The sequence below is a fragment of the Pseudomonas leptonychotis genome (assembly GCF_004920405.1).
In the GTDB taxonomy this organism is placed as follows: domain Bacteria; phylum Pseudomonadota; class Gammaproteobacteria; order Pseudomonadales; family Pseudomonadaceae; genus Aquipseudomonas; species Aquipseudomonas leptonychotis.
In genome coordinates, this window is sequence record NZ_RFLV01000001.1 from 1,960,880 (window position 1) to 1,973,108 (window position 12,229).

At 60.5% G+C, this 12,229-nt stretch carries 11 protein-coding genes; 8 read left to right on the plus strand and 3 right to left on the minus strand.

All coding sequences use genetic code 11. From position 1 onward, the window contains the following. Positions 1-146 precede the first annotated feature (146 nt). Positions 147-584, plus strand: coding sequence for a peptidoglycan-binding protein LysM (lysM, locus tag D8779_RS08955; RefSeq protein WP_136664062.1), 438 nt, complete (start codon positions 147-149; stop codon positions 582-584). 73 nt (positions 585-657) lie between these two features. On the opposite strand, the gene yrfG is transcribed toward lysM, so the two are convergent. Continuing rightward, positions 658-1,332, minus strand: a complete 675-nt coding sequence (yrfG, locus tag D8779_RS08960) for a GMP/IMP nucleotidase (RefSeq protein ID WP_136664063.1) — start codon at positions 1,330-1,332, stop codon at positions 658-660. A 132-nt stretch (positions 1,333-1,464) separates the two neighbouring features. Between yrfG and nudE the strand changes: the two genes are divergently transcribed. After that, entirely contained in the window at positions 1,465-2,031 is a 567-nt protein-coding gene (gene nudE / locus D8779_RS08965; protein WP_136664064.1) for an ADP compounds hydrolase NudE, read from the plus strand. Continuing rightward, the gene (cysQ, locus tag D8779_RS08970; protein ID WP_136664065.1) at positions 2,028-2,849 is read left to right on the plus strand and encodes a 3'(2'),5'-bisphosphate nucleotidase CysQ; all 822 of its coding nucleotides are present in this window, start codon (positions 2,028-2,030) and stop codon (positions 2,847-2,849) included. The genes nudE and cysQ overlap by 4 nt, the downstream gene beginning before the upstream one ends. 158 nt (positions 2,850-3,007) lie before the next feature. Here the strand turns inward: cysQ and D8779_RS08975 are convergent, their stop codons facing one another. Further along, entirely contained in the window at positions 3,008-4,918 is a 1,911-nt protein-coding gene (locus D8779_RS08975) for a beta-ketoacyl synthase (protein WP_136664066.1), read from the minus strand. A 241-nt stretch (positions 4,919-5,159) separates the two neighbouring features. Between D8779_RS08975 and D8779_RS08980 the strand changes: the two genes are divergently transcribed. The 5 genes from D8779_RS08980 to gcvH all read left to right on the plus strand — a co-directional run bounded on the left by D8779_RS08980 (position 5,160) and on the right by gcvH (position 11,711). Further along, positions 5,160-6,806: an acyl-CoA synthetase gene (locus D8779_RS08980; protein WP_136664067.1), complete on the plus strand. Its 1,647-nt coding sequence runs from the start codon at positions 5,160-5,162 to the stop codon at positions 6,804-6,806. Between the two features lie 140 nt (positions 6,807-6,946). Then, positions 6,947-7,948: an extracellular solute-binding protein gene (locus D8779_RS08985; RefSeq protein ID WP_136664068.1), complete on the plus strand. Its 1,002-nt coding sequence runs from the start codon at positions 6,947-6,949 to the stop codon at positions 7,946-7,948. Positions 7,949-8,297: 349 nt separating this feature from the next. Then, positions 8,298-9,914, plus strand: a complete 1,617-nt coding sequence (locus D8779_RS08990; RefSeq protein ID WP_136664069.1) for an ABC transporter permease — start codon at positions 8,298-8,300, stop codon at positions 9,912-9,914. A gap of 195 nt (positions 9,915-10,109) precedes the next feature. Continuing rightward, complete coding sequence (gene gcvT / locus D8779_RS08995) at positions 10,110-11,192, plus strand: glycine cleavage system aminomethyltransferase GcvT (RefSeq protein WP_136664070.1); 1,083 nt, start codon at positions 10,110-10,112, stop codon at positions 11,190-11,192. A gap of 129 nt (positions 11,193-11,321) precedes the next feature. Continuing rightward, positions 11,322-11,711, plus strand: coding sequence for a glycine cleavage system protein GcvH (gene gcvH / locus D8779_RS09000; protein WP_136664071.1), 390 nt, complete (start codon positions 11,322-11,324; stop codon positions 11,709-11,711). Between the two features lie 68 nt (positions 11,712-11,779). On the opposite strand, the gene D8779_RS09005 is transcribed toward gcvH, so the two are convergent. Then, positions 11,780-12,229, minus strand: a complete 450-nt coding sequence (locus tag D8779_RS09005; protein ID WP_136664072.1) for an NfeD family protein — start codon at positions 12,227-12,229, stop codon at positions 11,780-11,782.

Consider the following 12,229-nt stretch of genomic DNA (forward strand, 5'->3'; position numbering starts at 1 on the left):
TTGGCCGCCGCCTGATGGTCAAAACGGTATGCTTTGATGGCTACAGCGACAGGTACGGTTGCAGCACCTTTGTCACGAGTCAGGGTCTAGACTGCTGGCTCCGGGCAACGTGCTCGGCCCCTTTCCAAGGAACAAGAGGAAACCTTATGAGTCTGTTTGCCTTTGTCAAAGAAGCCGGTACGAAACTCTGGGAATCACTGGTCGGCCAGGAGGCCCAAGCGGCTGAGTCGCTGACCGCGCACGTTGCCAAGGTGGGCCTGGGTAACCCGGCTATTGAGGTGAGTGTCGAGGGTGAGAAAGTCATTGTTCGCGGCGAAGTGGCCAGTCAGGAAGAGAAGGAGAAAATCCTTCTGGCACTCGGTAACGTCGCCGGTGTGGCCGAGGTGGAAGACCACATCACGGTCACCACGCCAGCCCCGGAGGCGCGCTTTGTAACGGTGAAGAAGGGCGACACCCTGAGCGCGATTGCCAAGGCTGAATACGGCAATGCCAATGATTACCCGAAGATTTTTGAAGCCAATAAGCCGATGCTCAGCCACCCGGACAAAATCTATCCGGGCCAGGTGCTGCGTATTCCTGAGTAAATCGAGCAGGCATCACCTTTGTAGGAGGCGCTTTAGCGGCGACAGTCGCGGCTAAAGCCTCTCCCACAAGCCATCAGTCGCTCCCACCAAGGTTGCGCAACAACGCTCGGTAATCCTCTACAGCGGCAAACTCCTCAGTGTCTTTTGGTCCCGCCTGGCTATCCGGCTGGCGCACGGCGAGCAGGTGGCCGACGCCAAAGCGCGCGGCGCTGCGCAGTACTGGCAGGCTGTCGTCGATAAACAGGCTGCGTGCTGCAGTAAACGGGCAATCCAGCTGCAAGGCATGCCAGAACTGCTGGTCTTCCTTGGGGAAGCCATAGTCGTGGGAACTGATCAGCCGGTCGAAGTACGGCGCTAGTTCGATGCGTTCCAGCTTTAAGGACAGCGAGTCGCGGTGCGCGTTGGTGATCAGCACCACCTGCTTGCCGGCATCGCGAAGGGCGCTGATAAAAGTATCGGCGTCCGGGCGCAGGGCGATCAGGTGCGCCACTTCCCGCTTGAGGTCGCGGATCGACAGGCTCAGCTCGCGGCTCCAGAAATCCGTGCAGTACCAGTTCAGCGTACCGGCGTGTTCGCGGAACAATGGCAGCAGCTCGGCGTCGGCTAAGGCGCGGCTAACCCCATGCACTTCGGCATAACGCTGCGGCAGGTGTTGCAACCAGAAGTGGTTGTCGAAGTGCAGGTCGAGCAGGGTGCCGTCCATATCCAGCAGGACGGTGTCGATGGCGTTCCAGGGCAAGGCGAGCATGCGAGTTCTTCGGGCTGGTGCGCAGGAGGTCGCGATTTGTGCCTACGGCGTCGTGATCGCGCAATCTCCTGGGCAGATAATAGGAAAAGCCGCGTTATGATAACCCGCTACGTCCTGCCCAGGAGCTATCCCATGCGTCAGAAACCCACCGTGCTGGCCCGCGAAATTGTTGCCAGCAGTCGCCTGTTCCGTGTCGAGGAGCTGCAACTGCGTTTCAGCAATGGCGTGGAGCGTACCTACGAACGGCTGGTGGGCAAGGGTGCAGGGTATGGCGCGGTGATGATCGTGGCGATGATCGATGACGAGCACGCTTTGCTGGTCGAGGAATATTGCGGCGGCACGGATGACTATCAGTTGTCATTGCCCAAGGGGCTGATCGAGCCAGGTGAAGACGTGCTGGACGCGGCCAACCGTGAGCTTAAAGAAGAAGCCGGCTTTGGCGCGCGGAGCTTGGAGCTGCTGGCCGAGCTGAGTTTGTCGCCGGGTTATATGAGCCAGAAGATTCAGGTGGTGCTGGCTCAGGATCTGTATGAAGAGCGTCTGCCTGGCGATGAGCCAGAGCCGATGCGCGTTGATAAGGCCAACCTGCGCGAACTGGCGAGCCTGATCCAGCAGCCACAATTCACCGAAGGGCGTGCTTTAGCGGCGCTGTATCTGGCCCGAGATGTACTGACCCAGCGTGGGATTTTTAAAGCATGAGCAATCCGCTGATTCCTGCAGTTATTGAGCTGGTACGTCTGGCCGGCGCTGCGACGCTGCCTTACTGGCGCGCCGATGTGATGGTCAATCAGAAAGCCGATGCCTCGCCGGTGACGGCCGCCGATATGGCCGCGCACCATATCCTCAATGATGGCCTGCTGGCCCTTGCCTCTGACATTCCGGTGCTTTCTGAGGAGGCCGCCGATATCGCCCTGAGCGAACGCGCGCAGTGGAGCCGCTGGTGGCTGGTCGACCCATTGGATGGCACCAAGGAATTTATCGCTGGCAGCGAAGAGTTCACCGTCAACGTCGCGCTGATCGAGCACGGCCGCGTGGTGTTTGGCGTGGTCGGTATTCCGGCCACCGGCCTGTGCTATTACGGCGGCGCCGGCCTGGGCGCCTGGCGCGCCGATGCGTCGGGTGTGAGCGAGCCGATTAGTGTGCGTGTGTCGCCACCGGAGGCGTTTACCCTGGTAGCCAGCCGCCGTCATTCCAGTCCGGCACAAGAAGCGTTGCTTGCAGGCTTGAGTCAGCGTTTCGGCGACTTGCAGATGGCTAACGTTGGCAGCTCGTTGAAGTTCTGCCTACTGGCCGAGGGCAACGCTGATTGCTACCCACGTTTGGCACCCACTTCGCAGTGGGACACGGCAGCGGCGCAAGGCGTACTGGAAGGTGCGGGGGGCGAGGTGCTGAGGCTCAAGGGTGAGACGCTGACCTATGAGGCGCGCGAGTCGCTGCTTAACCCCTACTTCCTTGCCTTGCCGGCGGCTGCTGCCTGGCGTGATGAGCTGCTCGAATTGGCCCGCGTGCTGGATTGAGTGGTGAGTCTGCCGTGACCTGGCAGGCTCAGTCGCGGCTAAAGCCCCTCCCACAGACCGCCGCGCACGTCACCATCACCTCGTGGGAGGCGCTTTAGCGGCGAAGGCTTTAGTGCGGGTTAGCGCTGATGCCGTTGTTTACATCCACCGTCGCTCATTCAGCCGAGCATATCGCCGTAGCGCTCATCCTTCTTGAACACCAGAGGTTTGGCAAAGCCTGGCACGTGGATCTGCTCACGGCTGATTTCGATCTGCTGGTCGTCGATTAGGTCGTTGCCGAAGTTATAGATGATCCCCAGTTGCCCCAGCAGTGCTTGCGCGTCGTAAGCCTGGGCCGCCGCGCGGGTGGCTTCGCGGCGCTGCAAGTAGGCGGCAAATGCCGCTTCACCATGGCGCTTGCGCAGCATGCGCTCAGCCACGTGGGGCGCTAACAATAAGGCGCTGGCGTTGTTACCGCCAAAGCCCTTGGAGTTGATAAAGCACAGGTCCAGTTGCTCCGGCGCGCGCGAACGGTCGCGGGTGGCGAAGCTCAGGTGTTGTTGGCGCACGTCGTCGGCGACGGCGTCGATGGTTTTGATCCCCGGAATGATGCCGTACTTGAAACTGCCCAAGGCAGAGATCACCTGATCGCCACTGGCGGTGGCTAGGGAGTGACCGACAAAGGCTTTAACTGCGGTTACCGGCCATTGCTCGATGGCGAAGGTACTGGCGATCTGGTCGAGAATTTCCGATTCGGTGGTTCGGTTGGCCGGGGTGCTGGAACCGTGGGCGTGAACGAAACTGCGCTCACGCACGGCATCGATCCCCAGCAGTTGCACGGCGCTGGCCACGGCTTTGGCCACGGTCAGGTAGTTGCCAGGGCCAGGGGCGGAGATGGATTTCTTGAAGCCATCGGCGTTGATAAACACATCCGGCACCGCGCCGTGAATATCCGCGCCCAGCTGCAGAGCCAGTTCATCATCCATCAGCACCACGAACTGGCAGGCTTCGGCCAGGGTGAAGCCGCAGTTATCGCCAAACGGGCGGCTGGCGCGGCTGAAGTCCACGTCTTCTTTGCCTTCGATTTGGCGCAGGCCGTCCTCGGTGGCCAGGGCGCCCATGGCGCCGTAACCCTCGATGCATTCCTGATTGATCGGGGCTTCGCTGCTGCCGACGATGACCACGCGCGCCTTGCCGCTGGCGATCTGTTCGATGCCTTTTTGCAGGTTATAGAGAAAGGACGCGCAGGCGCCGGTGATGCTGCCGGTGGTGCCGACACTGCCGAGCACGTAGGCGTTAATAAAGTCCGCCGACATGGTGTTGAGGCCCAGGGCCAGCTGCTTGGCGGTGACCCGGCCGCCCTTGAGGCGTGACTGCATCAGACCGCCGAAACCGTTTTCGTCGAGCTGGCTCATGATGCAGCTGGAAAACACCGCGACTTCGTCGGGGGCAACGTGCTGCATGATGGTTTGCCATTCGATGCCGGTGGCGCGTAGCGCATCGGTGACACCGACTATGGTCATGGCCAGGCCGCGCGGGTGAAAGCGCGCGTTGTACAGCTCGCTCGGCTCGAAGCCGGAGGGCAGTTGCCCGGCGGACTTCACCGGCAGGGCACGGTAGCTATCGACCTTGAACTCGCAATTGTCATGCAGGGTGACCAGTACTTCGGTGGCGTTCAATTCGTCCACGGCCCAGTCCGACGGCAACGGGTCCGGCAGGTGTTTGCGCAGGGTGATAAAGCTCAACGGCTGGCCGGCAGTGGCACTGATGTCGATGGTTTTTTGCCAGTGAGCCGCGTCGGGGTCTAGGTGCTGTTTCTCGATGCGGCGTACCAGGGTCGAGGCGAGAATCTGTGCGGCGAAACGGCTGTCGATCTCAGCCAGGCTCAGCGCGCTGCCTTGATCGTCCTGATAAATGCCATCGACAACCTTGACCAGTTTCATCATGACCGCCAGGCCCGCCAGCGTCTGCTGACGCGCTGCGGTGTCCATGGACTCGATTACAGTGCGGCGGAAACCATGGTGGAAAGAGCTGCGCCCAGCCGCGTTATAGCCACCAAAACCAACGATCACAGGTAAACGTGAGGTCACTCGATAACTCCTTGAAAAGATGACGCCAGACAAGCGCAGATAAGGCTATGACGGCTTGTCGTGCTGGCGCAGTGCTCTACGGCGGGGTTACGCCGCGATAAAGTGCCCAGCATGGCGGTACGGATGCCTATGCTGACGTGATTGCTGACTTGCAAGTCACGGTTTCGACCAAGGTAGCGCATCACTAAAGCCCTACCGCTGCTATGGTCTCTGCGCATAAAGGCCCAGCTGGAGAGCAACCATGCACAGCGTCAATCCCTACGAATACGGCATGCCCCGCGATGCGGCGAATTTTCAGGCGCTCAGCCCGTTGAGCTTTCTTGAGCGTGCCGCCAGCGTTTACCCGCAGCGCTTGGCGCTGATTAATGGCAGCCTGCGCCAGACCTGGGGCGAGACCTATAGCCGCAGTATTCGTTTGGCCTCAGCGTTGGCCCAGCGCGGCATCGGCCTGGGCGATACGGTGGCGGTGATTGCGCCCAACGGCCCGGCGATGTTCGAGGCGCATTTTGGCGTGCCGATGTGCGGCGCGGTGCTGAATGCCATCAATACTCGTCTGGATGCCGAAGCCATCGCCTTTATCCTGCAGCACGGCGAGGCCAAGGTGCTGCTGGTGGATAAGGAGTTCGGCGAGCTGGCTCAGCGGGTGGTCGGACACTTACCGCACGCACCTCTAGTGATCGGCATTGATGACCCGGAGTATGCGAACGGCCTGCTGGTCGGCCAGCTGGATTACGAGGCGCTATTGGCCGAAGGCGACGTCAATTATGCCTGGCAGTTGCCGGCAGACGAGTGGCAGGCGATCTCACTCAATTACACTTCCGGCACCACCGGCAACCCCAAGGGCGTGGTGTATCACCACCGCGGCGCGCACCTGAATGCGCTGTCTAATGCCATGTGTTGGGACATGAGCCGCTTCCCGGTATACCTGTGGACGCTGCCGATGTTCCACTGCAACGGCTGGTGCTTCCCCTGGGCGCTCGCCGCCTATGTCGGGGTTAATGTGTGCCTGCGCCATGTTCGCGCTGAGGCGATTTATCCGGCGCTTGCCGAGCATGGCGTCGATCATTTCTGTGGCGCGCCCATCGTGCTGAACATGCTGGCCAACGCCTGTGATGAGTTGAAAGCGTTGAAGACCCAGCCAGTCAAAGTACTAACCGCCGGCGCTGCACCTCCGGCGGCGGTGATTGAAGCCATGGAAGCGCTGGAGTTTCGTGTTACCCACGTTTATGGCCTGACCGAAACCTACGGCCCCAGCGTGGCCTGCGAGTGGAAAAGCGAATGGGACAGCGAAACGCCAGAGCAGCGCGCCCGCCTGAAATCGCGGCAGGGTGTGCGTGCGCCTTTGCTCGACGGTCTGATGGTGGCTGACTCGGATACCCTGCAACCGGTGCCGAAAGATGGCCAAACCATCGGTGAAATCATGATGCGCGGCAACGTGGTGATGAAGGGCTACCTGAAAAACCCCACGGCTACTGCCGAAGCTTTTGCCGGCGGCTGGTTCCATTCCGGCGACCTGGCGGTGTGGCATGCCGACGGCTATGTGGAGATCAAGGACCGCAGTAAGGACATCATCATTTCTGGCGGCGAAAACATCTCCTCTATCGAGGTGGAAGACGTGCTGTATCGCCACCCGCTGATTCTTGAAGCGGCGGTGGTCGCCATGGCCCATGCCAAATGGGGCGAAACCCCCTGTGCCTTCGTCACCCTCAAGCCCGGCGCTGAGCTGACGGCTGAAGAGCTGATTAGCTTCTGTCAGCAACGCTTGGCGCGCTTTAAAGTGCCGGGTTGCGTGGTGTTTAGCAGCTTGCCGAAAACCAGCACCGGCAAGGTGCAGAAGTTTGTGCTGCGTGAGCAGGCCCGGCTGCTAGCCGCTCAGGCTGTGGCTTGAGCGCGGCGATGTGGGGGGGCGTTGCGGTGAGGCAGCGTGAAGGGGCTTGTTACAGGTTTAAATGGATAACGAGTTGAGAAACTAAATGCCATTCACTACTATTTGTCATCTTAACTCGTCTACACCAAGAGGCTGTCTTCATGCAGGTAAGCAAGCGTTTGTTCGCCGCACTCACTCTCACTGCGCTTTCCGGTGCCGTGCAAGCCGCCGATGAAGTGGTGGTTTACTCCGCGCGTATTGATGAGCTGATCAAACCGGTATTCGATGCTTACACCGCCAAGACGGGTGTGCCGGTGAAGTTCATCACCGACAAAGAAGCGCCGCTGTTGGCGCGTCTGCAAGCAGAAGGGGCTAACACCCCGGCCGACATGTTGATCACTGTGGATGCCGGCAATCTTTGGCAGGCCGAGCAGGAAGGCGTGCTCAAGCCGCTGCAGTCCGCTGTTATCGATGCCAATATTCCTGCGCAGTATCGCTCCAGCACCGGCAGTTGGACGGGCCTGTCGCTGCGCGCCCGGACCATCTTCTACTCCACCGAACGGGTCAAACCGAGCGAGTTGTCGACCTACGAAGCCCTGGCCGACAAAAACTGGGAAGGCCGCCTGTGCCTGCGTACCAGCAAGAAGGTCTACAACCAGTCGTTGACCGCCACCCTGATTGAAACCCATGGCGCAGCCAAAACCGAAGAAATCGTCAAAGGTTGGGTCAATAACCTGGCCACCGACGTGTTTGCCGATGACACCGCGCTGCTGCAGGCCATCGACGCCGGTCAATGCGATGTGGGCATCACCAACACTTACTATTACGGCCGCCTGCACAAGCAGCAGCCTGACCTGAAAGTGAAGCCGTACTGGCCGAACCAAAACGACCGTGGCGTGCACGTTAATCTGTCCGGCGCCGGTGTGACCAAGCATGCGCCGCATGCAGAAGCGGCGCAGAAGCTGCTGGAGTGGATGACCACCGCAGAAGCGCAAACCATCTTCGCCGGCGTCAACCAGGAGTTCCCGGCCAATCCGGCGGTCGCGCCGTCCGAGGAAGTCGCGGCGTGGGGCAGCTTCAAGGCCGATGCCATTCCTCTGGAAGTGGCAGGCAAGCGTCAGGCTGAAGCGACCATGCTGATGGATCGCGCTGGCTGGAACTAAGACGTTAACGATTTGCTGCGCGTCGGCCCTGCGGCGTTAAAAACAGGCTCGGTAAGCCGCTGCGGCTAACGCGCTTCAGCGCGACCCGAAGGGCGAGTGAAACGAGTAATGCTCATGTACAACAGTACACTCCGCTTCCTCGCCTGTTTTGACCAGCCGGAGGCTGTTACTAACGTAGCGCCTTGCAGGACTCTAGCTCGCGAAATCTTAAACAGGTTCTACGGCCTGCACAGGCCTTCAGTGGCTAGGATGGGTATCGCTGCGCTCAACCCATCCTACGTAACTGGCTTTATACTGCCGACGCCCCGCCTTTGCGGGGCGTTGTCTTTTCCGCTGTAGAGGATTCTGCGTGGCCCATCCTGCCCAGCGTCGCTGGTACCCGATCGCTTTTGCCGTTGCCTTGCTGGTGCTGCTGCCATTAAGCGTGTTGCTGTTCAGCTGGCATGAGGTCGACCAGAAGATCTGGGCGCACCTGTGGCAAACCCAGCTACCGCGTCTGCTCGGCAATACCTTGATGTTGGTGCTCGGTGTTGGCGTCGGGGTGACGCTGCTGGGTGTCAGCCTGGCCTGGCTGACCAGCCTGTGTGAGTTCCCGGGGCGGCGATGGCTGGATTGGGCGTTGATGCTGCCGTTTGCGATCCCCGCCTATGTGTTGGCGTTTGTGTTTGTCGGGCTGTTAGATTTCGCCGGCCCGCTGCAGACCCTGCTGCGCGAGTGGTTTGGCAGCGGTGTGCGCTTCCCCCGCGTGCGCTCCACAGGCGGGGTAATCATCGTGCTGGTGCTGGTGTTCTACCCCTACGTCTACCTGCTCGCACGCAATGCCTTTCTGGCTCAAGGCAAGGGGTTGATGGAGGCGGCGCGGGTGCTCGGTCTGAGCCCGTGGCGGGCATTCTGGCGAGTGGCCTTGCCCATGGCACGGCCAGCGATTGGCGCGGGGTTGGCACTGGCCATTATGGAAACCCTGGCGGATTTCGGCGCGGTATCGGTATTCAATTTCGACACCTTCACCACCGCTATTTATAAAACCTGGTACAGCTTTTACAGCCTGACCAGTGCCACCCAACTGGCCAGCTTGTTGCTGCTGGCGGTGATGCTGGTGCTGTATGGCGAGCGCCGCGCCCGCGGTGCAGTGCGCCCGGTGAATGAGCGGCCGCGGGGCAAGGCGCTGTATCACCTCAAAGGTGGTAAAGCTCTGGCGGCCAGTGCCTGGTGTGGTCTGGTATTCGCCTGCGGTTTTGTTATTCCGGTGTTGCAGTTGATTGTCTGGTTCTGGCAGCGCGGTCGCTTCGACCTGGATGAGCGCTACAGTGCGCTTATTTTGCACACCCTCTACCTGGGCGCCATTGCTGCGCTGATCACCGTCAGCGTGGCTTTACTGCTGGCGTTTGCTCGGCGTCAGGCTCCGACTCGGCTGATGCGTTCGACCGTCGGGTTGGCCAATCTCGGCTATGCCTTACCCGGTTCGATGCTGGCCGTGGCGATCATGCTGGCGTTTAGTTATCTCGATCGCGAGCTGGTGATTCCGCTATCCAGTTGGCTGGGCGGCGCGGGTAAACCGGTGTTGCTCGGCAGTCTCTCGGCGCTGCTGCTGGCTTATATGATTCGCTTTATGGCTGTGGCCTACGGGCCGCTGGAAAACAGCCTGGCGCGCATCCGCCCGTCCTTGCCGGAGGCTTCGCGTAGCCTCGGCGTCGGTGGTGTCGGGTTGTTCTTTAGGGTCTACCTGCCCTTGTTGGTGCCGGGGGCGTTGTCAGCGGCTTTGCTGGTGTTTGTCGATGTGCTCAAGGAAATGCCCGCTACCCTGCTGATGCGCCCCTTTGGTTGGGATACCTTGTCGGTGCGGGTGTTTGAAATGACCAGCGAAGGCGAGTGGGCGCGTGCCGCATTACCGGCGCTGACCCTGGTGCTGGTAGGGCTATTGCCGGTGATTCTGCTGATTCGTCGTTCGGCGCGTCGCTTAGGGTAGGGTGGGTTAGTCGGGTAGCGGCGTAACCCGCCAGGCGCCGTCAGTACAGCCAAGACCAAGATGACCTCCCCCGGTGTTGCGGCTACAATGCGCGCCATTCGCAGCGGCCCATTATCGTGATAGCCCGTGCCAGTGCCCGGTTTTGTGGGCTCAGCCAGGTTGCCGCTGCACTGCCCAGCCCGCAAGGAGACACTTATGGGACAGCGCACACCGCTCTACGACTTGCACCTAGCTCTGGGTGCCAAGATGGTCGACTTCGGCGGTTGGGACATGCCGTTGCACTATGGCTCGCAAGTCGAGGAGCACCATCAAGTGCGCCGCGATTGCGGGGTCTTCGATGTGTCGCACATGACCGTGGTAGATGTCACGGGCAGCCAGGCCAAGGCCTACCTGCAGCACCTGCTGGCCAACGACATTGAGCGCCTGCAGAGTATCGGCAAAGCCCTTTACAGCGGCATGCTCAACGAGCAAGGCGGGGTGGTGGATGACCTTATCGTCTACCTGACCGCCTTTGGTTACCGCGTGGTGGTGAACGCGTCGACCCGCGACAAGGACCTGGCCTGGATGCGCCTGCAGAGTGTCGATTTCGACGTGCAATTGCAGGAGCGTAGCGAGCTGGCCATGTTGGCCATTCAAGGACCGCAGGCGCGAAACAAGACCGCCGAACTGGTCAACCAGTCCCGTGCCGAGTTGATCCACAGCCTCAAGCCGTTCGAAGGCCAGCCCGATGGCGACTGGTTTATCGCGCGCACCGGTTATACCGGCGAAGATGGCTTGGAAATCATGCTGCCAGCCCATGAGGTAGTGACCTTCCTCAATGATCTGGTGGGTGCCGGTATCTCACCGATAGGCCTCGGTGCTCGCGATACCCTGCGTCTTGAGGCCGGTATGAACCTGTACGGCCAGGATATGGATGAAAGCGTCACTCCGCTGGCTGCCAATATGGCCTGGACCATTGCCTGGGAGCCGGCCAGTCGTGGGTTTGTCGGTCGCAGTGCCCTGCAAAAGCAAAAGACTGAAGGCGTTGCTTCCAAGTTGGTCGGTTTGGTACTTGAGGAGCGTGGCGTGCTGCGCGCCCATCAGGTGGTGCGGGTTGAAGGTGTGGGCGATGGCGAGATCACCAGCGGCAGTTTCTCGCCGACCCTGGGTAAATCGATCGCCCTGGCTCGCGTGCCGGCGGCAACCAGTGAGCGCGCCGAGGTGGAAATTCGCGGTAAGTGGTACCCGGTACGGGTGGTAAAACCGACCTTTGTGCGTAACGGCAAGGCTCTTATCTGACCAAGGATGGTCGTAGCACCTGCTTTGGCGGTGCTCATCCGGTTGTTAAAGACTTTCTTTCACTATGGCCACGGCCTGCTAAATTTCCATGACGGCGCGGTTGCCGTCCTGTCAGATGAGGAACGACACATGAGCAATATCCCCGCCGATCTGCGTTACGCCGCCAGCCACGAGTGGGCGCGCCTGGAAGCCGATGGTAGCGTTACCGTGGGCATCTCCGATCACGCCCAAGAGGCGTTGGGTGATGTGGTGTTTATCGAGTTGCCAGACGTTGGCAAGACCTTGAGTGCCGGCCAGGAAGCTGGGGTGGTGGAGTCGGTTAAAGCCGCATCCGACATCTACGCACCGATCTCCGGTGAAGTAATCGCGATCAACGACGGCCTGGCCGACAGTCCGGAAAGCGTCAACAGTGACCCGTACGGCAGCTGGTTTTTCAAACTCAAGCCGAGCGATACCAGCGAGCTGAACAAGCTACTTGATGCTGCCGCCTATAAGGCCAGCGCTGACAGCGACGCATAAAGCCTGGACGCTGAATGACAAAGCCCCGCATCGCGGGGCTTTGTCATTTAAGGTGCTTGGGTCTAATTCTATTGCGCAGCTTCAACGCGCAGCAGTACGCCATCCTGACCAGTCACCCGCACGGGTGTGCCGGCTGGCAGGTCGGCGCCGATCACCAGCCATAAACTGTCGCCGGCCTTGATCTTGCCGCGTCCGCCGCTGATGGCTTCATGCAGCGCGAAGGTGCGCCCAACGAATTCGCTGCCGCGCTGGTTCAACCCAGGTTGGTCGGAGGGTTTCGCTGCGCTGCGCTGACGTTGCCACCAGAACACCGCAGTCAGCACCGACAGCACGCCGAACAGGATGAACTGCACGGCCCAAGGCAACTCTGGAAAGATAAAGGTCAGCAGACCGACGCTGGCGGCCGCCAGGCCAATCCATAGCAGGTAGCCGCCGGCCCCGAACACTTCGAGAATCAGCAGCAGGGTGCCGAAGGCCAACCAGTTCCAGTACGACAGGTGCTGTAAAAAATCCCACAT